Origin of the sequence: Curtobacterium sp. NPDC087082 (genome assembly GCF_044745045.1) — a bacterium.
GTDB lineage: Bacteria > Actinomycetota > Actinomycetes > Actinomycetales > Microbacteriaceae > Curtobacterium.
The window spans coordinates 75363-98410 of sequence record NZ_JBIUZN010000006.1 but is presented as its reverse complement, the minus strand read 5'-3'; the positions used below and the strand labels follow the sequence as shown (position 1 = coordinate 98410).

Here is a 23048-nt window from a genome sequence, read left to right as displayed (position 1 = left end):
CCCCATAACATGACGTTGTGGACGACCTCGATCCCCAACTCCTCCGCGTGCTGCTCGCCGTCCGTGACGCCGGCTCGATCAGCCGCGCGGCCGCCGCCCTCGGGTACAGCCAGCCCGCGGTGAGCCAGCTGCTCGCCCGCGCCGAACGCCGGACGGGCCACGAGCTCGTGCTCCGCGGAGCGCGCGGCGTCACGCTGACCGAGTCGGGACGGGTCCTCGCCGACCACGCCCTCGCCGTGCAGGCGGCCCTCGCGGCCGCGCAGGAGGACCTCGACGCCGTCGGCGGCCTCGCCCGCGGACGGGTGCGGATCGCCGGGTTCCCGAGCGCGTCGTCGACCCTCGTGCCGCCGGTGCTCGCCGCGATGTCGGCCACGAGCCCGGGCGTGGTGACCTCGTACGTCGAGGCCGAACCGCCGGAGGCCGTCGAGCTCCTCCGCCGCGGCGAGGTCGACGTGGCGCTGACGTTCTCGCACGCGTTGCAGGGCGACGACGTCGGCGCCGACCCGACGCTCACGACCCGGGTGCTCGGTCGCGACCCGCTCGCCCTCGTGACGCCTGCCCCAGCGCTGAGCGGGTCCGCGCACAGTGCCGACGCGGTCGCGGACCTCGCCGCCTTCCGCGAGGCGCGCTGGATCGGCGGGTGCCCGCGCTGCCGAGGGCACCTGCTCGCGTCGTGCGCCGCCTCCGGCTTCACCCCGGACATCGTCCTCGAGACGGACAACGCCGCGGCGGTCGTCGGGTTGGTCGCGGCGGGCCTCGGTGTGGCCCTGCTCCCCCGCCTCGCGCTCACGACCACCGTGGTGCCGCCCGGCGTCTCGGTCACGCCGGCGAGCGACGAGCTCGCGAGGCGCGTCGAGGTGGTGGTGGCACGGGGCGCGGACCGGGTGCCGAGTGTCCGCGCTGCGCTCGACGCGGTCCGCGGCGCGGCGCACCTGCTCGGCTGAGCCGGAGGCGGGCGCTCGGTCGAGCCGGGCACCGTCGGACGGGAGGCGCGGGTCGGCGCCGCCCCGCGCCTCCTGTCAGGCCGTCGGTGCGTCCACCGCCCCGCCGAACCGTCGATCGCGGCGCGCGTACTGCTCGATCGCTCCCCACAGGTCGGTGCGACGGAAGTCCGGCCACAGCCGGTCGAGGAACACCATCTCGGCGTACGCCGACTGCCACAGCATGAAGTTGGACGTCCGCTGCTCCCCCGAGCTCCGCAGGAAGAGGTCGACGTCCGGCAGCTCCGGCACGTACAGCCGCTTCGCGAGGGCCTTCTCGGTGACCTGGCTCGGCTTGAGGCGCCCGGCCGCGACGTCCTCGGCCATGCCCCGGACCGCGTCGACGATCTCGTTCCGACCGCCGTAGTTGACGCACATCGTCAGCGTGCAGACGTCGTTGTCGGCGGTCATGCGCTCGGCGGTCTGCAGCTCGTCGATCACGCTGCGCCAGAGACGCGGCCGACGTCCCGCCCACCGGATCCGGACACCCCACGCGTTCAGTTGGTCGCGGCGGCGGTGCAGGACCTCGCGGTTGAAGCCCATCAGGAAGCGGACCTCGTCGGGTGAGCGCTTCCAGTTCTCGGTCGAGAACGCGTACGCCGAGACGTGCTTGACGCCGATCTGCACGGCGCCGGCGACCACGTCGAGGAGCGACGCCTCGCCCGCACGGTGCCCCTCGACCCTGGTGAGGCCGCGCTGGTTCGCCCAGCGGCCGTTGCCGTCCATCACGATCGCGACGTGCTCGGGGACGAACTGCAGCGGGATCGCCGGGGGCTGCTCACCCGTCCAGTCGACGGGCTTGAGCGGCTCGGACTCGGCGTAGCGTCGCGGGCTCATGCAGGGGTTCCTCCGAGGTCGGACGGCTGGTCGGGCGTGTTGCCGGACGCGTTGCCGGGCGTGTTGCCGGGCGCGTGGTCGGTTGCGTTGCCGGGCGCGTTGTCGGACGGGACCGGCGGCTCCGGCAACGTGGGTGCCGGGGTCGCGGCGACCGCGGCGGGCACACCACCCGGTGTCGGATGCACCGGGGACGGGTGCTCGGTGCGGTCGACGTGCGGCAGCGACCGGAGCGATCGTTCCAGGTGCCACTGGGCGTACGCCGCCACCACGCCGGACGCCCGGGAGCGCGTGCGCTCGTCCGACGCGTCCACCGTGCCCCAGTCGCCGGCGAGCAGTGAGCCCAGGAGCTGCAGGGTGTCCGGGTCGAGCCGCGGTGTCCCCGGGGGCGCCGCGTGGTCCGCCACCACGCCGCCGAGCTGCACGACGAACGCCGAGTGCGGCCCGGGCTCGCCGGTGACCGCGCAGTCGCGGAACGACGGCGCCCACCCCGCGATGCTCATCGCGCGCAACAGGTACGAGTCGAGCGTCGCACTCGTCACGTGCTCGCCGCGCGCCAGCGACCGGAGCGCCCCGACGAGGAGCAGGTACTGCTGCAGTCCGGCGTCCGCCTCGCTCAGGCGGTCGGCGGTCTCGACCATCGCGCTGGCGGCGGTGTAGGCCCCGTAGTCGGCGACGATCTGCGCGCCGTACGAACCGAGCGACTCGGCCTGCGTCACGATGTCGAGCGAGCGGCCCTCGTAGAACTGGGCGTCGACGACCATGAACGGCTCGAGCCGGGACCCGAACTTCGAGGCGGTCCGCCGGACGCCCTTCGCCACCGCCCGGATCTTGCCGTGCTGGCGGCTCAGCATCGTGACGATGCGGTCGGCTTCACCGAGCTTGTGGGTGCGCAACACGACGCACTCGTCCCGGTACAGCGGCATTGGTCCAGTATCCCCCGCGCCACCGACGCTCCGCGCCGCGCCGCTCGCGGCGCACGAGCGTTCGCGGCGTGCGATCAGGCGGGCGTCGAGCGCGCGGGCGTCGAGCGGGCGCGACACGCCGCTCACGTCCGCCGAGCGGGCGGAAGGCGCCGCTCGCCACCGCCGAGCGGGACAGAAACGTCCCGCTCGCGGCGCGCACGCAAGCACGTACGCACGTACGCACGTACGCACCAGCGCGACCACGCACAGGAGGCGCGGTGCGGGTCGGACCCGCACCGCGCCTCCTGGACGGAACGCGTTACGCCGAGACCAGCTCCGACGCGCCGGACGCAGCCCCCGCGCGCACCGCGCGGTTGACCGCCGAGACGATCGCCTTGAGCGACGCTGTGGCGATGTCGGCGTCGATCCCGACGCCCCACAGCCGGACGCCGTCGACGTCGAGCTCCACGTAGGACGCGGCCTGCGCGTCACCCGAGGCGCTCATCGTGTGCTCCGAGTAGTCGTAGAGCGTCACGTCGACGCCCTGGTCCCGCATCACCGTGAGGAACGCGTCGATCGGGCCCGTCCCGACGGCGTCGGACGTGATCGAGCCGTCGTCGACGCGCAGGGCGACCGAGAGCTTCGTCGTGCCGTCGAAGTCGCTCGAGGTCGCCGTCTTCGTGATCTCGTAGCGGCCCCACTTGTCGGACTCGTCGGCCGCGGGCAGGTACTCGTCGCGGAAGAGGTCCCAGATGCGCTCGGACGAGAACTCGCCGCCCTCGGCGTCGGTGCGCTGCTGCACGACCCCGGAGAACTCGATCTGCAGCTTGCGGGGCAGGTCGATCGAGTGGTCCGTCTTGAGCAGGTAGGCGACGCCGCCCTTGCCGGACTGGGAGTTGACGCGGATCACGGCCTCGTACGAACGGCCGATGTCCTTCGGGTCGACGGGCAGGTACGGCACCGCCCACTCGACCTCGTCGATGTCCTTGCCGGCGGCCGCGGCCTTGGCCTTCATGGCCTCGAAGCCCTTGTTGATGGCGTCCTGGTGCGAGCCGCTGAACGCCGTGTAGACGAGGTCGCCCGCCCACGGCTGGCGCTCCGGCACCGGCAGCTGGTTGCAGTACTCGACCGTGCGCTTGATCTGGTCGATGTCCGAGAAGTCGATCTCGGGGTCGATCCCCTGCGTGAACAGGTTCATGCCGAGTGCGACCAGGTCGACGTTGCCGGTGCGCTCACCGTTGCCGAACAGGCAGCCCTCGATGCGGTCGGCGCCGGCCATGTACCCGAGCTCCGCGGCCGCGACGGCGGTGCCACGGTCGTTGTGGGGGTGCAGGGAGAGGATGACGTCCTCGCGGTGGGCCAGGTTGCGGGACATCCACTCGATCGAGTCGGCGTAGACGTTCGGCGTCGCCATCTCGACGGTCGCCGGCAGGTTGATGATCACCTTGCGGTCGGGCGTCGGCTCGAAGACCTCGAGCACGGCGTTGCAGATCTGGACCGCGACCTCGAGCTCGGTGCCCGTGTACGACTCGGGCGAGTACTCGTAGAACACCTTCGTGTCGTGCTGCAGGTTCGCCTCGGCCGCACGGCACAGCTTCGCTCCGGACACCGCGATGTCGACGACGCCCTGCACGTCGGTGCGGAACACGACCTCGCGCTGGACGATCGACGTCGAGTTGTACAGGTGCACGATGGCCTGCTTCGCGCCGTCGATCGCCTCGTACGTGCGGTTGATCAGGTGCTCGCGCGCCTGGGTCAGCACCTGGATCGTGACGTCGTCGGGGATCGCGCCCTCGTCGATGAGCGAGCGGACGAAGTCGAAGTCGGTCTGCGAGGCGCTCGGGAACCCGACCTCGATCTCCTTGTAGCCCATCCGGACGAGCAGGTCGAACATGGCGCGCTTGCGCTCGGAGTCCATCGGGTCGATCAGGGCCTGGTTGCCGTCGCGCAGGTCGACCGCGCACCACCGCGGCGCCTCGTCGATGCGCTTCGTCGGCCAGGTGCGGTCCGGGAGGTCGACACGGATCTGCTCGTGGAACGGGACGTACTTGTGGATCGGCATCCCGGAGGGGCGCTGGGTGTTCTGCATCGTTTCGTCGCTTTCGTCGTCAGGTGTGGGTCAGGCCACGACGGACTCCGCGACGAGGTGGGCCGTTGTGTCAGGCCTCGTCGCGGCAGCGAAGGAGGAGGAGCGCCGAGTACATCGGGTCCACGGTAGCACCGGCGGCGGTCCGTGTGACAGACCGAGCCGTCGCGGGGCGCCGAGGTCGCACGACGTGCACCCGGCGGCCGGGGTGCCGAGGTCGCACGACGTGCCGCGGACGCGGCGTCGAGGTCGCACGAACCGTCGCCCGCTGGCGGCGCGAGCGACACTTCGTGCGACCTCGGCCGACCCGAGCGACCGATCGTGCGACCTCGGCGACCTCGGCGACCGCGAGCGGCGCGTCAGTCGACCGCCAGCGCCTCCGTCGGCGGCACCCGCATCGCACGCCGCACCGGCGCGATCGTCGCGACCACCGCGAGGACCAACGCTCCCACGACCACGATCCCCACGGTCAACGGCGGCAGCACCGGCGTCGTCGCGAAACCGAGCGAACCGAGCAACGTCTGCCCACCGACCCACCCGTAGAAGGTGCCGAGCACGAGCCCGGTGACGACGGCTGCGACGACCATCTGGACGGCCTCGGTGACGATCATCCGGCGGACCTGCGCCCCGGTCAGCCCGAGCACCCGCAGCAGCCCGAGCTCCCGCCGGCGCTGCAGCACCCCGAGGGCGAGCGCGTTCACCACCCCCACCGCGGCGATCACGGCGGAGAACCCGACGATGACGCTCACGACGGCGTTCAGTTGGACGAAGAAGTCACGCTGCCCCTTGAGCATCTCCTTCGTCATCTGCCCCTGGTCCATGGCCTGCAGCTGGGCACCGAGCACGTGCTGCATGATGCCGAGCGCCACGGCGAACGTGACGAGCAGGGTGACGCCGATGACGAGCCCGATGGTCGCCCGTGCGGACCGGCCGGGTGCGCGCATGGCGTTGCGACCGGCGAGCAGCACGACAGGGTCACGGGCTCCGATGCGTCCGATGAGCTGCAGCACGGGCGGCATCACGATCGTCGCACCGACGGCCACCCCGGCGAAGGAGACGAAGCCCCCGAGCGCTGCCGGCAGGACCGCGATGGGCGAGAGCCCGCTGGCGAGCAGCCCGACGAGCAGGAGCAGGCCGCCCGCCGCCATGAGCACGATCGCCCAGACCTTCCGAGCGGTCCCGGAGCGGACGTCGTCGTGGCTCGGTTCGACGCTCGACGAGAGTGCCTCGAGCGGCGTCACGGTGAGCACCCGCCGCGAACCGGCCGCGAACGCACCCCAGGTCGCGAGGACGACCGCCACGACCGGGAGCACGAGCTCCCACGGCACGATCGTGTACGCGGTGTCCGGCAGGAACCCGTTGCCCCGCAGCACGACGACGAAGAGCGCACTGAGCCCCGTGCCGACGACCGCCCCGATCAGACCGCCGAGGACCCCGACGACGAGGCCGGTCCGGGTGATCCGTGCACGCAACGAGGCGCCGGTCGCCCCGACGAGCCGCTGCAGCGCGATGATGCGGGTCTGCCCGGCGATGAGCGTGGCGCAGGTGTTCGCCGTGACGATCGCACCGACGTAGAGGGCGATGCCGAGGAAGAGCCACCCGACGACCGAGAGGATCGCCTTCACCGGGCCGAGCTCGGAGAGACCGGAGGCCGCCAGGGCCTCGGTGACGATCCCCGGAGCGATGACCAGTGCCGACCCGAAGGTGGTGCCGAGCGCCGCGACGAGGACGGTCGGGGCGAACGCGCGGACGCCGTTCACGCTGCGGTCTCCATGCCGAGCATCGTGGTCGAGATCGCCGCGGCATCCATCGCCGGACGATCCCCCACCACACGACCGTCCGCCAGGAACAGGATCCGATCAGCATTCGCCGCAGCCACCGGATCATGCGTCACCATCACCACGCTCTGCCCCCACTCCGACACCGCACCCCGCAAGATCTGCAACACATCACTACCCGTCCGCGAATCCAACGCCCCCGTCGGCTCGTCCGCGACCACCACCGCCGGCCGCGACGCCAACGCCCGCGCGATCGCCACCCGCTGCTGCTGCCCACCCGACAACTGGTGCGGACGATGCGACAACCGATCCCCCAACCCGAGCATCTCCACGAGACGGTCGATCCACGCCGACTCCTCGCGAGTCACCTTGTGCCCACCCAACAGGAACGGCAACCGGACGTTCTCCGCCACGTCCAACGTCGGCACCAGGTTGAACGACTGGAACACGAACCCCAACCGACGACGACGCAGCTCCGTCAACTCCTTGTCACCCAACCCCGTGACGTCCACCCCGTCGATCCAGATCCGACCCGACGACACCTGGTCGAGCCCCGCCGCGACGTGCATCAACGTCGACTTGCCCGAACCCGACGGCCCCATCACCGCCGTGAACTCCCCCGCACCGATGTCGACGCTCACATCGTCCAACGCCGTCACCCGCCGCACGGCATCGCCGTAGTGCTTCGAAACGCGGTCGAGACGGATGATCGGTCTGCTGCTCGTGGTCATGACTCCACGATGACGGCCAGGAGGCACGCCCCGCGTCGGCCCATCGGCTCCTGTGGATCGTCCGCTCGGCTCCACTGCCTGGGGAGAAGTCATCCTGACGGATGACGGACCGTCAGCGCGCAGCGCGCCGACGGACCGTCAGCGCGCAGCGCGCAGCCGGACGCCCCGCGGTCAGTCGGCCTTCGCGACCAGACCGTGCTCGTGCGCGAACACCACGAGCCGCACCCGGTCCCGCAGCTCGAGCTTCGTGAGGACGCGCGAGATGTGCGTCTTCACCGTCGCCTCGCTCACGTACTCGTGCTGCGCGATCTCGCTGTTGCTGAAGCCCCGCGCCGCCAGATCGAAGATCTCCCGTTCGCGCGGCGTCAGGTCGGCGAACGCGGCCGGCACCGAGGCCGCCTGCTCGCTCGTGTCCTCGTAGCGGCGGAGGAGCTCACGGGTCGCCGACGCCGCGAACACGGCGGTCCCGGCGTTCACCGTGCGGATCGCCGCGAGCAGGAACTCCGGGTCGGCGTCCTTCAGCACGAACCCGCTCGCACCGGCTCGGATCGCCTTCGCCGCTGCCTCGTCGAAGTCGAACGTGGTGAGCACGAGCACCTTGGCGCCGTCGGTCCCGCTGTCCTCGACGATGCGGGCGGTGGCGGTGATGCCGTCCATCACCGGCATGCGGACGTCCATGAGCACGACGTCGGGTCGCCCGCGCCGCACGAGCTCCACGCCCTCGGCACCGTCGCCGGCCTCGCCGACGAACTGCAGGTCGGCCTGCGAGTCGATGAGCATCCGGATGCCGGTGCGGAACAGGGCCTGGTCGTCGACGAGCGCGACGCGGATCGGGGTGTCGTTCATCGGCCGGTGCGCTCCTGGAGGGTCGAGGGTGTGGTCGGGACGAGCCCGCGCGGCATCTGGCCGCTCGCGGGGACGGACGGCATCCGGACCGCGACCGCGAAGTCGTCGCCCCGCGGTCCCGCGGTCATCGTCCCCCCGGTCATGGTGGCACGTTCGCGCATGCCGACCAGCCCGTGTCCGGTGCCGGGCCCGCGCGTGCCGTCGTCGGCGCGCCGGTTGACGACCGTGATCTCGACGGTGTCCGGCCGGTACGTGAGGCTCGCGCGCACCGGGGTGTTCGGCTCGCCGTGCTTCCACGCGTTCGTCAGGCTCTCCTGGACGATCCGGTAGACGGCGAGCTGCGTCGTGGTCGGCAGGCCCGACGAATCGCCCTCGCGCTCGACCCGCACGTCGAGGCCGACGCCACGCATCTCGCCGATCAGCCGGTCGATGTCGTCGATCTCCGGGGTCGGTGCGGTGCCCTGCTCGTGCCGCAACGCACCGAGCAGTTCGCGCACGTCGCCGAGGGCACGGCGGGCGGTGCTCGAGATCGTCCCGAGCGCTTCGTCGGCGATGGCCGGATCCGCCTTCAACGCGTACCGGGCGCCGTCCGCCTGGGCGATCACGACCGCCAGCGAGTGCGCGACGATGTCGTGCATGTCCCGGGCGATCCGGACGCGTTCCTGCTCCACGGCGACGGCGCGATCGGCCCGTGCGGCGTCGCGCTCGGCGAGGAGCTGGGCCTCTCGGCTCATGCTCGCCGACCGCCGGGTGCGGAGCACGAGACCGGCGAGCCACGGCAGGAGGAGCAGCAGCAGCACGATCGCGAAGTACGCGATCGCGACCTTGAGCGACTCCTGCTCGGGCGTCGTCGCCGTCACGATGCCCTGCCGCTGCCGGTAGTCGTCGAGACCGAGGTAGACGGCCGCCGTCACGGGGCCGACGATCGACGACACCAGGCCCGCCAGGCGCACGCGCCGGCTGCCGTAGCGGCTCGTCGAGTAGACCACCCCGGCGATGAACGCGTTCGACAGGTCGGGCATCTGCAGGGTGACCATCTCGAGGACGGCGAACACCCACGCCACACCGAGCGCGAGCCCCGGCGACAGACGCCGGAGCGCCAGCGCGGCCGTCATGCCGAGGACCGTCAGGAGCGCGAACGGCGAGTCCAGTCCCCGCGCGGTCACGACGAGCACGAGCGCGCCGAGCAGGACCGCGATCACGACGTCGGTGATCACCTGCGCGCGCAGCATGGGACGGAACACCACACCACGGTACGTCCAGGAGGCGCGGTGCGCGTCCGCCTCCAGGTTGACGTCAGCAGACGGTCGCGTCGCGTCAGTTCGGCCGGCCGTCCCCGTCGAGGTCCGGCAGCACCGGGTAGACGGCGTCACCGCCGAGCAGTCCCACGAGCGGCCAGACGACGAAGGACATGGCGAGGAACACCGCGAGCGTCGATCCGGCGATCGCGCCGACGAAGAGCGCTCGCTGCCCGAGGGTCCCCCGAACGAGCAGCGCGCAGGCGACCGCGACGACCGCCATCGAGAACGACACGGTGGCGAACTGACCGCCGTCGAGGTGCGGGCTGCGGTCGACGACGAGCCACAGCGCGTCGCTGCAGACGAACCCGATGGGCACGGCGAGGAGCCAGCCGACCCGCCGCGCGCGCCACCACCACCCGAGCACGCCGGCCACCGGACCCGACAGCAGGGCGACGATCACCCAGCTCGGCGCGCCAGAAGCCCCGCTGGACCACCCGTAGGCGCCGTAGTACCCCACGAAGGAGACGAGGATCGCGCCCGGGCCGAGGACGAGCGCGTGCCACCAGCGATGCGCGAGGGCGCCGGCCGCGAACCCGAGGGCCGCGCCGACCGACGGGGTGTCGAGGAAGCCGACCAGTCCGCCCGGGTACGGGACGCCGAGCCTCGACGCCTGCAGCCAGGTGTTCGACTGCGTGAGCACGCCCACGACGAGCGCGACGGCGACGAGGACGAGGAGGGGACGGAGACGGCGCACCGATCCAGAATATCAGCGGTCAGAAGCCCAGTCGCCCGAGCTGCTTCGGGTCGCGCTGCCACTCCTTCGCGACCTTCACCCGGATGTTGAGGTACACGTGCCGGCCGCCGAGCAGCGCCTCGATCTCGGTACGGGCCCGCGACCCGACGTCCTTGAGGCGCTCCCCCTTGCGGCCGATGACGATCGCCTTCTGGCTGTCCCGCTCGACGAAGAGGTTCGCGAAGATGCGCAGCGGGCCGTCCGGTTCGTCGTCCTCGTCGGGCTCGACGACGTCCTCGATCACGACGGCGAGCGAGTGCGGCAGCTCGTCGCGCACGCCCTCGAGTGCGGCTTCGCGGATGAGTTCGCCGATCCGCTCCTCGTCGGTCTCCTCGGTCACCGCGGCGTCGTCGTAGAGCTGGGGTGACTCGGGCAGCAGCGACGTGATCACGCCGAGCAGGTCCTCGAGCTGCAGTCCCCTCGTGCCCGAGGTCGGCACGATGGCGTCCCACTCGCGCAGCTTCGACACCGCGAGCAGTTGCTCCCCGACCTTGTCCTTGGCGGCCCGGTCGATCTTCGTGACGATGGCGACCTTCTTCGCACGCGGGTACTGGTCCAGCGTGTCGTTGATGAACCGGTCGCCGGGGCCGATCGGCTCGTTCGCCGGGACGCAGAGCCCGATGACGTCGACGTCCCCGAGGGTGGACTGCACGAGGTCGTTCAGCCGCTCGCCGAGCAGGGTGCGCGGTCGGTGCACGCCGGGGGTGTCGACGATGATGACCTGGCCGTTCGGTCGGTGCACGATCCCGCGGATGGCGCGGCGGGTGGTCTGCGGCTTCGACGAGGTGATCGCGACCTTCTGGCCGACGAGCGCGTTCGTCAGCGTGGACTTCCCGACGTTCGGGCGCCCCACGAACGAGACGAACCCGGCACGGTACGGCTCGGTCGGTCCGGAGGTGGCTGGCGTGGTGTCGGTCATGCGTGCGTGGTTCCCGTCGTGGTGGATGCTGCGTCGTCGAAGGCGTCCTCGACGTCCGCGAGTCCGGGCGTGCGCTCGGCGAGCACGGTGATGAGGTGGCGGCGCTTGCCCTCGACCCGGTCGGCCGTGAGCACGACGCCGGACACGGTGACGCTGTCGCCGCTGATCGCCAGGTGGCCGAGCTCCTTGGTGAGCAGCCCGCCGGCGGTGTCGACGTCGTCGTCCTCGAGCTCGATGCCGAACAGGTCGCCGAGGTCGTCGATCGGCAGTCGGGCGGAGATCCGCCAGACGCCCGGCTCGACCTCGACCCGGTCGACCACGGCGCGGTCGTACTCGTCCGAGATGTCGCCGACGAGCTCCTCGATGAGGTCCTCCATCGTGACGAGCCCGGCGACGCCGCCGTACTCGTCGACGACGAGCACGAGGTGGTTCTTCGCGACCTGCATGTGGCGCAGGGTGTCGTCGGCGGCCTTCGACTCCGGCACGAACTCCGCCGGGCGGAGGAGCGTCGTGACCCGCTTGGTACCGGACCCCGGGCGCTCGTACAGGGCGCGGGCCACGTCGCGCAGGTAGAGGACCCCGAGCACGTCGTCGCTGCCCTTGCCGGTGACGGGCATGCGGGAGACGCCCGCGGCGAGGAACTGCTCCATGCCGCTCGCGAGGGTGTCCGAACCGTCGACGGTGAGCATGTCGGTGCGCGGCACCATCACCTCGCGCACGAGGGTGTCGCTGAACTCGAAGACCGAGTGGATGAGCTCGCGGTCGTCCTGCTCGAGGACGTTGCTCTCGGTGGCCTCGTCGACGAGCGACAGCAGCTGCTCCTCGCTCGACACCGTCGACGCACTGCCCCCGCGCCCGGGCGTGACGCGGTCGCCGATCGCCACGAGCAGGCCGGCGAGCGGACCGAGCACGATGCGCACGGCCCGGACGAGCCCGCCCGTCGTCGCGATGAGCCGTTCGGCGTGCGCGCGACCGACGCTGCGCGGGCTGGACCCGACGAGCACGAACGACACCGCGGTCATGATCGCGGCGGCCACGATGAGCGCGACCCACCACGTGTCGAAGACCATCACGAGCGCGATCGTGACGAGCACGGCGGCGGCGGTCTCGGCGAGCACCCGGAAGAAGTTGAGCGCGTTGACGTGCGCCCCGACGTCGTCGCCGACCGCCTCGATGGCGCGGCGGTGTTTGCTCTCCCGCGCGATCTCGTCGAGGTCGGCGCGGGACAGGACGGAGAGCGCGGCGTCGGACGCGGCGAGCAGGCCACCGACGACGACCAGCACGAACGCCACCGCCAGCAGGCCGACGACGAGCAGCATCAGCTCACCGCCCGCGGCGCTGGGCGGCGAAGGCCGTGAGGATCTCGCCCTGCAGCCCGAACATCTCCGCCTTCTCGTCCGGCTCGGCGTGGTCGAACCCGAGCAGGTGCAGGATGCCGTGGCAGGTCAGCAGGAGCATCTCGTCGGTGCTCGAGTGCCCGGCGGTCTTCGCCTGTTCCTCGGCCACCTGCGGGCAGAGCACGATGTCGCCGAGCAGCCCGGCGGGCGTCGGTTCGTCCTCGGTGCCCGGACGGAGTTCGTCCATCGGGAAGCTCAGGACGTCGGTCGGCCCGGGTTCGTCCATCCACCGGACGTGCAGCTGCTCCATCGCGCCCTCGTCGACGAGCACGATCGCGAGCTCCGCATCGGCGTGGACGTGGAGCGCGTCGAGCGCGAAGGCGGCGAGGCGCTGGATGGCTGCCTCGTCGACCTCGACGCCGGACTCGTTGTTGAGCTCGATGCTCACCGGTTCCCTCCTCGGGAGTCGTTCTGGGGGTACGGGGAGCGCTGGCGGTCCTGCGGCGGACGCCCCCGTCGTTCGGCGCGGTTCGCACCGGCGGGGTTCGGCGTGGCGGCGCTGCCCCGGCCGCCCGGGCGGTACCCGGACTGCTCGGCGAGGCGTTCCTCGTCGTAGACGGTGTAGGCGTCCACGATCCGTCCGACGAGCGTGTGGCGGACGACGTCCTCGCTGCCGAGGCGGGCGAAGTAGATGTCGTCGACCTCGCCGAGGATGCGCGTGACGAGCCGGAGCCCGGACAGGTTGCCCGGCAGGTCGACCTGGGTGATGTCACCCGTGACGACCATCTTCGAGCCGAAACCGAGCCGCGTCAGGAACATCTTCATCTGCTCGGGCGTCGTGTTCTGCGCCTCGTCGAGGACCACGAACGAGTCGTTCAGCGTGCGTCCGCGCATGTACGCCAGCGGGGCCACCTCGACCGTGCCGGCGGCCAGGAGCTTCGGCACCAGCTCGGGGTCCATCATCTCGTTGAGCGCGTCGTAGAGCGGGCGCAGGTACGGGTCGATCTTGTCGGTGAGGGTGCCCGGCAGGAAGCCGAGCCGCTCGCCGGCCTCGACCGCGGGGCGCGTCAGGATGATCCGGGTGACCTCGCGCCGCTGGAGCGCCTGGACGGCCTTCGCCATCGCCAGGTACGTCTTGCCGGTACCGGCGGGGCCGATGCCGAACGTGATCGTGTGCTCGTCGATGGCGTCGACGTAGGCCCGCTGCCCGTCGGTCTTCGGCCGCACGGACTTGCCGCGGCTCGACACGATCGGCGTGCCGAAGGTGTCGGACGGCTTGCGGTCCTCGTCGAGGAGCTTCGCGGAGACGGGGATGTCCGACGGCCCGATGTCCTGTCCGCGCTTCACCATGCCGACGAGCTCGTCGACGAGGGCGTGCGCGCGCGCGACGTCGCGGTCGGGCCCGGTCAGCGTGACCTCGTTGCCACGCACGAGCACGCGGACGCCCGGGTACTGGCGTTCGACGGTCTTGAGCAGTCGGTCCTGGGGGCCGAGCAGCTGCACCATGGCGATGCCGTCGACCTGGATCGAGGCCGACACGTCCGTCGGGTCGGCCGGGGTGGGTGCTGGTTCGTTAGCCGGCAAGGGTGCCTTCCTGCAGTTCACCTGCGAGTACGTGCGCGTGCACGTGGAACACGGTCTGACCGGCGGCTTCGCCGGTGTTGAAGACGAGTCGGTACTGGCCGCCGGCGCGCTCGTCGGCGATGCGCTGCGCGGTGGCGACCAGGTGGGCGAGGAGGTCCGGGTCACCGGCTGCGAGCTCGGTGACGTTCCGGTACTGCTCGGTCTTGGGGATGACGAGCACGTGGACGGGTGCCTTCGGCGCGATGTCCTCGATGGCGATCACGCGGTCGTCCTCGGCGACGACGGTCGCCGGGATCTCGCGCGCGATGATCCGGGAGAAGATGCTGGGCGTGCTGGTGCTCATGGCTCCATCGTAGAACGCGGTACCGACGCCACGCCTTCCCGATCCGGGCGCTACCAGCGACCGAGCCGCGTCTGGAGGACCGCGAGCGCGGCCGGGCCGGCGGTGGACGTCCGGAGGACCGTGTCGCCGAGGCGGACCCGGACGGCGCCGGCGGCCACCAGCCGGTCGAACTCGGAGCCGTCGATGCCGCCCTCGGGTCCGACGACGAGCACGATCTCGGCAACGTCGCTCGGCGGTTCCCACTCGGAGAGCCGGACGTCGCCGACCGGGTCCAGCACGAGGACGGCGCGAGCACCGTCGGCCGCACCGGGAGCCGGAGCCGCGAGCTGCCCGGTCGTCACCGGCGCGTCGACGACGGGCACCCGGGAACGGATCGCCTGCTTCGACGCCTCGTGCGCGATCGCCGTCCAGCGTGCGCGGCCCTTCTCGACCTTCGCGCCGTCCCAGCGGGAGACGCTGCGGGCCGCCGACCACGGCACGATCCGGTCGACACCGATCTCGGTCGCCGCCTGCACCGCCATCTCGTCGCGGCCGCCCTTCGCGAGCGCCTGCACGAGCGTGAGCGTCGGTGTGGGTGCGTCGTCGACGGCGACCGTGGACACCGCCAACGAGAGCGTGTCCCGCCCGAGCGCGGTCACGGCCCCGGTCACGACGGTGCCACGACCGTCGGACAGGCGCAGCGTCTCCCCCACCCGGACCCGGGCGACCGTGACGGCGTGGCGTCCCTCCGCCCCGTCGAGCGGGACGGTGTCGCCGACCGTGACGCCGTCGAGCGACCCGACGAGGTAGAGCGATGCCATCAGAAGTTGAAGAACCGGTCGCGGAGCTTGCCGAACATGCCCTGCTGGAAGCGGGCGAGCTGCGGCTTCGCGGCCTTGTGCGACTTCGCGAGCTGCTCGACGAGCTGCCGTTCCTTGTGCGAGAGCTTCGTCGGCGTCACGACCTGCACACCGACCCGGAGGTCGCCGCGACCGTTGCCCCGGAGCTTCGTGATGCCGCGGTCCTTGATCACGAGGACGTCGGCGCTCTGCACACCCGGACGGACCTCGAGCTCGACCGGGCCGTCGAGCCCGTCGATCGTCGTGGTCGTCCCGAGCACGGCGTCGGTCATCGCGACCTCGAGCGTGGCGAGCAGGTCGTCCCCGTCGCGGCTGAACACGTCGTGGTGGCGCACCCGGATCTCGAGGTAGAGGTCACCGGAGGGGCCACCGGCCGGACCGACCTCGCCCTGGCCGGGCATCTGCAGGCGGAGCCCGGAGTCGACCCCGGCGGGGACGTCGACCGGCACCGTGCGGCGGGCGCGGACGCGTCCCTGGCCCTGGCACGTCGGGCACGGGTTCGGGATGACGGTGCCGTACCCGCGGCAGGTGCCGCAGGGCGCGCTCGTCACGACGTTGCCGAGGAGCGAGCGGACCTGGCGCTGGATGTGGCCGGTGCCGCCGCAGATGTCGCACGTCTGCGGGCTCGTGCCCGGCGCGCAGCAGGAACCGCCGCACGTCTCGCACAGCACCGCGGTGTCGACCTCGACGTCCTTGTGGGTGCCGAAGACGACCTCGTCGAGGTCGACGTCGATGCGGAGCAGGGCGTCCTGTCCGCGCTCGGCACGGCTGCGCGGGCCGTTGCCACGACCGCCGGCGCCACCGCCACCGAAGAACGCGTCGAAGATGTCGCTGAACCCGCCGGCTCCGCCACCGAAGGGGCTGTCGGCCTGGGGCCCGGCGTCGTACCGGCGGCGCTGCTCGGGATCGCTCAGCACGTCGTACGCGTGCGTCACGTCCTTGAAGCGCTCGGCCGCGTCGGGGCTCGGGTTCACGTCCGGGTGCAGTTCGCGCGCCAGACGGCGGTACGCCTTCTTGATGTCGGCATCGGAGGCGTCCTTCTGGACGCCGAGGACGTCGTAGTGGTCTGCCACGTATCCCTCAGTCGGTTCGGTTCGGTCGGTCGGGTGCGGCGGTCGCCGCGGTTCTGGTGGTCGTCGGTGGGCCTGGAGGCGCGGGTCGCCCCGTCGGGACCGGCTCGCTCAGGCGCGTGGGCACCTGGTCAATGTTCACCCAGGAGTTTGGACAGGTACCGTGCGACGGCGCGCACGGCGGCCATGTTCGTGCCGTAGTCCATCCGGGTCGGCCCGAGCACGCCGAGCCGGGCGAGTTCGCCGCCGGCCAGGTACCCGCCGGCGACGATGCTCGTCGCGTCGAGCCCGTACTCGGCGTTCTCGACGCCGATGCGAGCCGCGACGCCGTCGTCGATCTGCATCTCACCGAACAGGCGGAGCAGGGTCACCTGTTCCTCGATCGCCTCGAGCACGGGGAAGAGCCCGCCCGAGAAGTCCTGCTCGCTCTTGGCGAGGTTCGCCGCACCGGCCATCACCAGGCGGTCCTGCCGGTTGGCGGCGACCTGCTCGATGAGGGTCGCGACGACGACCCCGGCGAGCGGTTGGGCGTCGGGGCGGATCTGCTGCGGCACCGCGCGGAGCGCCGTCGAGACGTCCTGCAGCAGCAGCCCGACGCTGGCGCCGTTCACCACCGTGCGGAGTTCGGTGAGCGAGCCCTCGTCGAGCGCCACGTCGGTCTCGACGACGCGCTGCTCGACCCGGGCGGTGTCGGTGATGAGCACGACCATCAGGCGGTTGTCGCCGAGGCGGACGAGCTCGATGTGCTGCACACGCGCGCGCACCATCGAGGGGTACTGCACGAGGGCGACCTGGTTCGTGAGCTGGCTGAGCAGCCGGACCGTGCGGCCGAGGACCTCGTCGAGGTCGTTCGGCGCCCCGAGGAACGTCTCGATCGCGTGCCGCTGGGCGCTGGACAGGGGCCGCGCGCCGGCGAGGTGGTCGACGAAGACGCGGTACCCCTTGTCGGTGGGGACGCGACCGGACGAGGTGTGCGGTGCCGCGATGAGCTGCTCGTCCTCGAGCTGGGCCATGTCGTTCCGGATCGTGGCGGCGCTGACCCCGAAGGCGTGCCGCTCGACGATCGTCTTCGAACCGACCGGCTCGCGTGACGCGACGTAGTCCCGCACGATGGCCTTGAGGACCTCGAGGCTGCGTTCGCTGACCACCCGGACCCCTTCCACTCGATCTGGCACTCGGACGTGTCGACTGCTGATCCTACGCCCGACCACCGACGGACCGGGACTTCTCCACACGCCTGCCAGTACGCTTCCGCCATGACCTACGGACAGCAGCCCGGTGGCCCCCAGTTCCCGGGCGGGTACCAGCCGCCCCAGCCGATGTCGCCCGAGGACCAGCGCCTCTGGGCCACGCTCACGCACATCGGCGGGATCTTCTTCAACTTCGTCGCGCCGCTCGTGGCCTACCTCGTCCTGCGTGATCGCGGCGGCTTCATCCGCGAGCACACGCGCGTGGCGCTGAACTTCCACATCACGATGGCGATCGCCTACGTCGCCGCGGGCCTCTTGACCATCGTGCTGATCGGCGCGGTGCTCCTGCCGGTGATCGGGATCCTGACGATCATCTTCGGGATCATGGCCGCCGTCGCCGCCAACCGCGGGCAGTTCTACCGCTACCCGCTCTCGATCGAGTTCATCAAGCAGTAGCTCAGTCGAGCAGCTCGCGGACCACCGCGTCCGCGAGCAGGCGACCCCGCAGGGTCAACTCGATCCGTCCCCGCACCGCGGCCGACCCGTCCACGAGACCACGTGCGATGAGGCCGGCGACGCGGCCCCGTGCCTCCTGGCCCAGCTCGCTCGTCGCCAGCTCACCGCGGACCCGCGCCGCGAGCAGCACGCGCTCGACGTACCGGGTCTCGTCGTCGAGGGTCTCGCGGCCGGCCGCGGGCGACTCGCCCTGCAGCACCCGGTTCGCGTACGCGGCCGGGTGCTTCACGTTCCACCAGCGGGTGCCGGCGACCGCGGAGTGCGCGCCCGGGCCGACGCCCCACCAGTCGTGGCCCTTCCAGTAGGACAGGTTGTGCCGGCTCGCGTGGTGGTCGCCGCGGGACCAGTTCGAGACCTCGTACCAGGAGTACCCGGCGTCGCCGAGGACCTGGTCGGCCAACTCGTACATGTCCGCCGCGAGGTCGTCGTCCGGCGCCGGCAGCTCGCCGCGTGCGACCATCCGGCCCATCGCGGTGCCGTCCTCGACGATGAGCGAGTACGCCGAGACGTGGTCGGGCGCACACGCCAGGGCCGCGTCCAGCGATGTGCGCCAGTCGTCGAGGGACTCGCCCGGCGTCGAGTAGATGAGGTCGAGCGAGACGTCGAGCCCCTGCTGCTTCGCGGCGTCCACGACGAGCGGCACGCGCTCGGGGTCGTGCGTCCGGTCGAGCGTCGCGAGCACGTGCGGCACCGCGGACTGCATGCCGTAGCTCACACGGGTGAACCCACCGGCGCGCAGCGTCGCCAGGGACGACTCGTCGACGGAGTCCGGGTTCGCCTCGGTCGTGACCTCGGCCCCGGGCAGGATGCCCCAGGTCTCGTCGATCGCCCGCAGGATCATCACGAGGTCGGACGCCGGCAGCATCGTCGGCGTGCCCCCGCCGAAGAACACCGTCGACACCGGGCGCCGCGGGACCCCGGAGCGGTCGAGGACGTCCGCCGCGAAACGGATCTCCTGCACGGCGTGGCCGGCGTAGTCGTCCCGCCGGACCCCGCGGAGCTCGGACGCCGTGTAGGTGTTGAAGTCGCAGTAGCCGCACCGCACGCGGCAGAACGGCACGTGCACGTAGACGCCGAACGGGACGTCACCCGCGGACGCCGCAGGCGAGAGCAGCCCGTCCGCTGGTGCGGGATCGGCGATCGGGAGAGCACTCGGCATGGACTCCATTGTCCGTCATGATGGAGACATGGAGCACCACCCCGTCCCCACCACGGTGCTGTGGGACATCGACGGCACCCTCGTGATGAACGCCTCCTCGCCGGGCAACCTCTACCACCTCGCGCTCGAGCGGGCGGTGGGTCGCGACCTCGTCCTCCGCGTCGGACACCAGCACGGCCGCACCGACGCCGGGCTCATCGCCGAGCACGTCCGGGCCCACGACCTGGACGACTCGCTCATCCCCACCGTGAGCCGCCACCTGCACGACCTGACCGAGGAACGGCACGTGTCCGGCGACCACCGGAGCCCGGCTCCGGGCGCGATCGCCCTCGTCCGACGGTTCGCCGAGCTCGGCTGGCGCAACGGCCTGCTGACCGGCAACTCCCCCTACCGCGCCCGCGTGAAGCTGCAGGGCGCCGGGTTCGACGTGGACGCCTTCGACTGGGAGCACTCGTACTTCGGGGACGCCGAGGTCGAGCGCAGCGGGGTGACCGCGCGTGCTGCCGAGGCACTCGCGGGCACCCGGGCCGTCATCGTCGGGGACACCCCGCGGGACGGCGAGGCGGCCGAGGCCGTCGGGATCCCGTTCCTCGCGGTGGCGACCGGGGTGTTCGACGTCGACGCGCTCCGCGCCACGGGTGCCGTGACGATCGCCCGGAACTGCGTCGACGACGCGTCGCTGATCGAGGACGCCATCGCGGCGCTGCCGCCGCTCCGACCGGTCGGCGAGGGCTCCTAGCCGAGCAGACCTAGTCGCCGCGGAGCGCCTCGAGGTACTTCTGCGCCATCACGCGCTGCTGGCGGCGGAGCAACGGGGCCACGAACTGCCACTTCCGGCTCGACGGCTGCGAGAACTGCCGGATCTGCAACCACACCGAGCCGTCCGGGGTCCGCTCGACGACGAAGGACTCCTCGCCCGAGAGCGGGTGCCCCTCGAGCGTGCCGTACGCGAAGCCCTTGCGGTCGGTCTCGTCGATGATCGACACGACCCGGACCGGTGCCTGCACCGTCTGGCCGAACGCGTGCATCGTCAGCGTCGCGCTCGTCCCCGCCGTCACGAGCGGCGTGCCGTCCGGGGCGAACTTCTCCACCCGGGGCGTCCCGATCGAGGCCGGGGCGATCGGCACGCCGTCCTCGTCGAAGGTCACCGGGTTGTAGCGGACCTCGTCGTCGTCGGGCTGTTCCTCGACGTGCACGCGGATCCCGCTGCGCTCCTGGATCTGCCAGGTCAGGGCCTGGGTCACCGCGGTCTCGAAGCGCTGGTCGCCGTGGCCGATCCGGGAGCGCGACTCGGACGGGGCGAACCCCTCCGGCGGGTACGTCATGAGGTCCGGCGCCTGGGTCGCACCCACGGCTCCGTACGTCAGGGCGGTCCGGTAGCTCCCGCGGGTACTCATGCGGCCCACTGTACTGGGGACTCGTCCCCCGGATCGAACCGAGTCGTCCTCGGGTGCGCAACCGGCGGTCCGCTTTCCGCGCGCCCCGAACTGGAGGCCCGCCACCCGTCCGACACGCCCCTATCGTGGGTGCGTGCCCCGCTCCCCCCTCGCTCGCGCGCGGTCCGTCGACCGCACGACGGCCGCGTTCGCCGTCCTGACGCTCGCGGCGTTCGGACTGGCGGCGACGGCACGGGCCGCGGTCGAGTGGGCGACGGCCGGCCTCGGCGCTCCCTCCCGGTACGTCACGACGCCGCCGGGGGACGTCGACGTGTTCGACACCGCGAACGCCATCGCCGCGTTCGGGGCATGCAGCGCCGGAGCGGGAGTGCTCCTGTTCGGGGTGACGCTCGTGCTCGCGGTGCGCCGACACTCGGCACGCCGGCTGCCCTACGTGCTCGGGTTCTGCACGCTGGCGATGGTGGTCGGGTCGGTCGTGGCCGGGTTCGCCGCGGCGGCGCAGGCCGACTACGACACGGCTGCCGGACTCGTCATCCTGCGGACCGCACTCGCAGGACTGGCCGCTGCGAGCCTCCCGGCACTGGGCCTGGCAGCGTTGCGGGCTCGCGCCCGCCGCGTCTGACGCGCTCCGCTACTTCTTCTTCTCTTCGACGTCGCCGGAGAGCGCCGCGATGAAGGCTTCCTGCGGGACCTCGACGCGACCCACCATCTTCATGCGCTTCTTGCCCTCCTTCTGCTTCTCGAGGAGCTTGCGCTTGCGGGTGATGTCACCGCCGTAGCACTTCGCGAGGACGTCCTTGCGCATCGCCCGGATGCTCTCGCGGGCGATGATCCGGGCGCCGATGGCGGCCTGGATCGGGACCTCGAACTGCTGGCGCGGGATGAGCTTGCGCAGGCGCTCGGTCATCAGCGTGCCGTAGGCGTACGCCTTGTCGCGGTGCACGATCGCGCTGAACGCGTCGACCTGCTCGCCCTGGAGCAGGATGTCGACCTTCACGAGGTCGGCCGCCTGGTCCCCCGTGGGCTCGTAGTCGAGCGATGCGTAGCCCTGGGTCTTGCTCTTCAGCTGGTCGAAGAAGTCGAAGACGATCTCGCCGAGGGGCATCTCGTACCGGATCTCGACGCGGTCCTCGCCGAGGTACTCCATGCCGAGCAGCGATCCGCGGCGCGACTGGCACAGCTCCATGATCGCGCCCACGTAGTCCTTCGGCGCGAGGATGGCCGCACGGACCATCGGCTCGCGGACCTCGACGATGCGACCGCCGGGGAACTCGGACGGGTTCGTGACCTCGGTCACGGTGTTGTCCTCGTTCGTGACCTCGTAGATCACGCTCGGGGCCGTGGTGATGAGGTCGAGCCCGAACTCGCGGCTGAGGCGCTCGGTGATGATCTCGAGGTGGAGCAGGCCGAGGAAGCCGCAGCGGAAGCCGAAGCCGAGCGCCACCGACGTCTCCGGCTCGTACACGAGGGCGGCGTCGGACAGCTTGAGCTTGTCGAGCGCCTCACGGAGGTCCGGGTAGTCCGAGCCGTCGATCGGGTACAGGCCCGAGAACACCATCGGCTTCGGGTCGGTGTACCCGGCCAGCGCCTCGGTCGCGGGCTTCTGCGCCGTCGTGACCGTGTCGCCGACCTTCGACTGGCGGACGTCCTTCACCCCGGTGATGAGGTAACCGACCTCGCCGACGGAGAGGCCCTTCGTCGGCTTCGGCTCGGGCGCGGACACCCCGATCTCGAGGATCTCGTGCGTCGACTTGGTCGACATCATCTGGACCTTCTCGCGCGGGTGGATCGTGCCGTCCACCATCCGCACGTAGGTCACGACGCCGCGGTAGCTGTCGTAGACCGAGTCGAAGATCATCGCGCGGGGCGGAGCGTCCACGTCGCCCACGGGGGCCGGCACGGAGCCGACGACCCGGTCGAGCAGCTCGGCGACGCCCACGCCGGTCTTGCCGGACACGCGCAGGACGTCGTTCGGCGAGCCGCCGATGAGCTGCGCGAGCTCGGCCGCGTACTTCTCCGGCTCGGCCGCCGGCAGGTCGATCTTGTTGAGGACCGGGATGATCTCGAGGTCGTTCTCGAGCGCCAGGTAGAGGTTGGCGAGCGTCTGGGCCTCGATGCCCTGCGCCGCGTCGACCAGGAGGATCGCTCCCTCGCACGCCGCGAGCGACCGGGACACCTCGTACGAGAAGTCCACGTGACCGGGCGTGTCGATCATGTTGAGGGCGTACGTCTGCCCGTCGAGCTCCCACGGCATGCGCACCGCCTGGGACTTGATCGTGATGCCGCGCTCGCGCTCGATGTCCATGCGGTCGAGGTACTGCGCACGCATGGCGCGGTCCTCGACGATGCCGGTGATCTGCAGCATGCGGTCGGCCAGCGTGGACTTGCCGTGGTCGATGTGCGCGATGATGCAGAAGTTGCGGATCGCGTCGGCCGGGGTCGAGGCGGGCTCGAGCGGCGCGGATGCTTGTGGGCTCACGGTTCCTCGGGGTGGGTCGGA

Annotated in this window: 22 protein-coding genes and 1 pseudogene; 4 read left to right on the top strand and 19 right to left on the bottom strand. The window is 71.5% G+C overall.

The window, feature by feature from the left end; all coding sequences use genetic code 11:
- The first annotated feature begins 17 nt into the window (after positions 1-17).
- Positions 18-944 (top strand): LysR family transcriptional regulator, encoded by a 927-nt coding sequence (locus ACIPEP_RS16275; protein ID WP_402717832.1) that lies wholly within the window; start codon positions 18-20, stop codon positions 942-944.
- A gap of 75 nt (positions 945-1019) precedes the next feature.
- On the opposite strand, the gene ACIPEP_RS16270 is transcribed toward ACIPEP_RS16275, so the two are convergent.
- The 16 genes and pseudogenes from ACIPEP_RS16270 to hrcA form a co-directional block, all read right to left on the bottom strand.
- A complete protein-coding gene (locus ACIPEP_RS16270) occupies positions 1020-1817 on the bottom strand; it encodes an isoprenyl transferase (protein ID WP_402717831.1) in 798 nt (265 codons plus the stop codon).
- 200 nt (positions 1818-2017) lie between these two features.
- Positions 2018-2740 (bottom strand): annotated as a pseudogene (gene recO / locus ACIPEP_RS16265) (DNA repair protein RecO); the annotation flags it as partial.
- Between the two features lie 298 nt (positions 2741-3038).
- The gene (gene leuA / locus ACIPEP_RS16260; protein ID WP_402717830.1) at positions 3039-4808 is read right to left on the bottom strand and encodes a 2-isopropylmalate synthase; all 1770 of its coding nucleotides are present in this window, start codon (positions 4806-4808) and stop codon (positions 3039-3041) included.
- Positions 4809-5164: 356 nt separating this feature from the next.
- Positions 5165-6565, bottom strand: coding sequence for an FtsX-like permease family protein (locus ACIPEP_RS16255; RefSeq protein ID WP_402717829.1), 1401 nt, complete (start codon positions 6563-6565; stop codon positions 5165-5167).
- Complete coding sequence (locus ACIPEP_RS16250; RefSeq protein ID WP_402717828.1) at positions 6562-7314, bottom strand: ABC transporter ATP-binding protein; 753 nt, start codon at positions 7312-7314, stop codon at positions 6562-6564. Before ACIPEP_RS16250 ends, ACIPEP_RS16255 begins: the two co-directional genes overlap by 4 nt.
- Before the next feature lie 171 nt (positions 7315-7485).
- On the bottom strand, positions 7486-8160 hold the full coding sequence (locus tag ACIPEP_RS16245; RefSeq protein ID WP_402717827.1) for a response regulator: 675 nt from the start codon (positions 8158-8160) through the stop codon (positions 7486-7488).
- Positions 8157-9404, bottom strand: a complete 1248-nt coding sequence (locus ACIPEP_RS16240) for a sensor histidine kinase (protein ID WP_139201858.1) — start codon at positions 9402-9404, stop codon at positions 8157-8159. Before ACIPEP_RS16240 ends, ACIPEP_RS16245 begins: the two co-directional genes overlap by 4 nt.
- A 73-nt stretch (positions 9405-9477) precedes the next feature.
- Positions 9478-10155: a DUF6518 family protein gene (locus ACIPEP_RS16235; RefSeq protein WP_402717826.1), complete on the bottom strand. Its 678-nt coding sequence runs from the start codon at positions 10153-10155 to the stop codon at positions 9478-9480.
- A gap of 19 nt (positions 10156-10174) precedes the next feature.
- Positions 10175-11113: a GTPase Era gene (gene era / locus ACIPEP_RS16230; RefSeq protein ID WP_402717825.1), complete on the bottom strand. Its 939-nt coding sequence runs from the start codon at positions 11111-11113 to the stop codon at positions 10175-10177.
- Positions 11110-12432, bottom strand: a complete 1323-nt coding sequence (locus ACIPEP_RS16225; protein ID WP_070418694.1) for a hemolysin family protein — start codon at positions 12430-12432, stop codon at positions 11110-11112. The genes era and ACIPEP_RS16225 overlap by 4 nt, the downstream gene beginning before the upstream one ends.
- Positions 12433-12436: 4 nt before the next feature.
- On the bottom strand, positions 12437-12898 hold the full coding sequence (gene ybeY / locus ACIPEP_RS16220) for an rRNA maturation RNase YbeY (RefSeq protein WP_079235757.1): 462 nt from the start codon (positions 12896-12898) through the stop codon (positions 12437-12439).
- Entirely contained in the window at positions 12895-14034 is a 1140-nt protein-coding gene (locus ACIPEP_RS16215; RefSeq protein WP_402717824.1) for a PhoH family protein, read from the bottom strand. The genes ybeY and ACIPEP_RS16215 overlap by 4 nt, the downstream gene beginning before the upstream one ends.
- Complete coding sequence (locus ACIPEP_RS16210) at positions 14024-14377, bottom strand: histidine triad nucleotide-binding protein (protein ID WP_070418691.1); 354 nt, start codon at positions 14375-14377, stop codon at positions 14024-14026. The genes ACIPEP_RS16215 and ACIPEP_RS16210 overlap by 11 nt, the downstream gene beginning before the upstream one ends.
- Before the next feature lie 50 nt (positions 14378-14427).
- Positions 14428-15177 carry a 16S rRNA (uracil(1498)-N(3))-methyltransferase gene (locus ACIPEP_RS16205; RefSeq protein ID WP_071301883.1) on the bottom strand — a complete coding sequence of 250 codons (750 nt, stop codon included), beginning with the start codon at positions 15175-15177 and terminating at the stop codon, positions 14428-14430.
- Positions 15177-16289, bottom strand: coding sequence for a molecular chaperone DnaJ (gene dnaJ, locus ACIPEP_RS16200; protein WP_071301882.1), 1113 nt, complete (start codon positions 16287-16289; stop codon positions 15177-15179). The genes ACIPEP_RS16205 and dnaJ overlap by 1 nt, the downstream gene beginning before the upstream one ends.
- 128 nt (positions 16290-16417) lie before the next feature.
- A complete protein-coding gene (hrcA, locus tag ACIPEP_RS16195; protein WP_071301979.1) occupies positions 16418-17434 on the bottom strand; it encodes a heat-inducible transcriptional repressor HrcA in 1017 nt (338 codons plus the stop codon).
- Positions 17435-17542: 108 nt separating this feature from the next.
- Here hrcA and ACIPEP_RS16190 point away from each other — a divergent pair, with 108 nt between their 5' ends.
- Entirely contained in the window at positions 17543-17932 is a 390-nt protein-coding gene (locus tag ACIPEP_RS16190; protein WP_070418687.1) for a DUF4870 domain-containing protein, read from the top strand.
- Position 17933: 1 nt separating this feature from the next.
- Here ACIPEP_RS16190 and hemW read toward each other — a convergent pair whose 3' ends face one another.
- Complete coding sequence (gene hemW, locus ACIPEP_RS16185; RefSeq protein ID WP_402717823.1) at positions 17934-19151, bottom strand: radical SAM family heme chaperone HemW; 1218 nt, start codon at positions 19149-19151, stop codon at positions 17934-17936.
- Between the two features lie 28 nt (positions 19152-19179).
- On the opposite strand from hemW, the gene ACIPEP_RS16180 reads away from it, so the two are divergent.
- The gene (locus tag ACIPEP_RS16180; protein ID WP_402717822.1) at positions 19180-19890 is read left to right on the top strand and encodes an HAD family hydrolase; all 711 of its coding nucleotides are present in this window, start codon (positions 19180-19182) and stop codon (positions 19888-19890) included.
- Between the two features lie 10 nt (positions 19891-19900).
- On the opposite strand, the gene ACIPEP_RS16175 is transcribed toward ACIPEP_RS16180, so the two are convergent.
- Entirely contained in the window at positions 19901-20548 is a 648-nt protein-coding gene (locus ACIPEP_RS16175; RefSeq protein WP_070418685.1) for a DUF1990 family protein, read from the bottom strand.
- A 133-nt stretch (positions 20549-20681) separates the two neighbouring features.
- Between ACIPEP_RS16175 and ACIPEP_RS16170 the strand changes: the two genes are divergently transcribed.
- A complete protein-coding gene (locus ACIPEP_RS16170; protein ID WP_071294817.1) occupies positions 20682-21170 on the top strand; it encodes a hypothetical protein in 489 nt (162 codons plus the stop codon).
- A 9-nt stretch (positions 21171-21179) separates the two neighbouring features.
- On the opposite strand, the gene lepA is transcribed toward ACIPEP_RS16170, so the two are convergent.
- Entirely contained in the window at positions 21180-23027 is a 1848-nt protein-coding gene (gene lepA / locus ACIPEP_RS16165) for a translation elongation factor 4 (RefSeq protein WP_070418683.1), read from the bottom strand.
- Positions 23028-23048 lie beyond the last annotated feature (21 nt).

Bases quoted from the DNA above. Each gene is read 5' to 3' on its own strand.
- hemW (WP_402717823.1), bottom strand. From the start codon at position 19,151: ATGCCGAGTGCTCTCCCGATCGCCGATCCCGCACCAGCGGACGGGCTG.
- ACIPEP_RS16245 (WP_402717827.1), bottom strand. From the start codon at position 8,160: ATGAACGACACCCCGATCCGCGTCGCGCTCGTCGACGACCAGGCCCTG.
- ACIPEP_RS16180 (WP_402717822.1), top strand. From the start codon at position 19,180: ATGGAGCACCACCCCGTCCCCACCACGGTGCTGTGGGACATCGACGGC.
- ACIPEP_RS16250 (WP_402717828.1), bottom strand. From the start codon at position 7,314: ATGACCACGAGCAGCAGACCGATCATCCGTCTCGACCGCGTTTCGAAG.
- ACIPEP_RS16190 (WP_070418687.1), top strand. From the start codon at position 17,543: ATGACCTACGGACAGCAGCCCGGTGGCCCCCAGTTCCCGGGCGGGTAC.
- leuA (WP_402717830.1), bottom strand. From the start codon at position 4,808: ATGCAGAACACCCAGCGCCCCTCCGGGATGCCGATCCACAAGTACGTC.
- ACIPEP_RS16210 (WP_070418691.1), bottom strand. From the start codon at position 14,377: ATGAGCACCAGCACGCCCAGCATCTTCTCCCGGATCATCGCGCGCGAG.
- ACIPEP_RS16270 (WP_402717831.1), bottom strand. From the start codon at position 1,817: ATGAGCCCGCGACGCTACGCCGAGTCCGAGCCGCTCAAGCCCGTCGAC.
- ACIPEP_RS16205 (WP_071301883.1), bottom strand. From the start codon at position 15,177: ATGGCATCGCTCTACCTCGTCGGGTCGCTCGACGGCGTCACGGTCGGC.
- ACIPEP_RS16225 (WP_070418694.1), bottom strand. From the start codon at position 12,432: ATGCTGCTCGTCGTCGGCCTGCTGGCGGTGGCGTTCGTGCTGGTCGTC.
- ACIPEP_RS16175 (WP_070418685.1), bottom strand. From the start codon at position 20,548: ATGAGTACCCGCGGGAGCTACCGGACCGCCCTGACGTACGGAGCCGTG.
- era (WP_402717825.1), bottom strand. From the start codon at position 11,113: ATGACCGACACCACGCCAGCCACCTCCGGACCGACCGAGCCGTACCGT.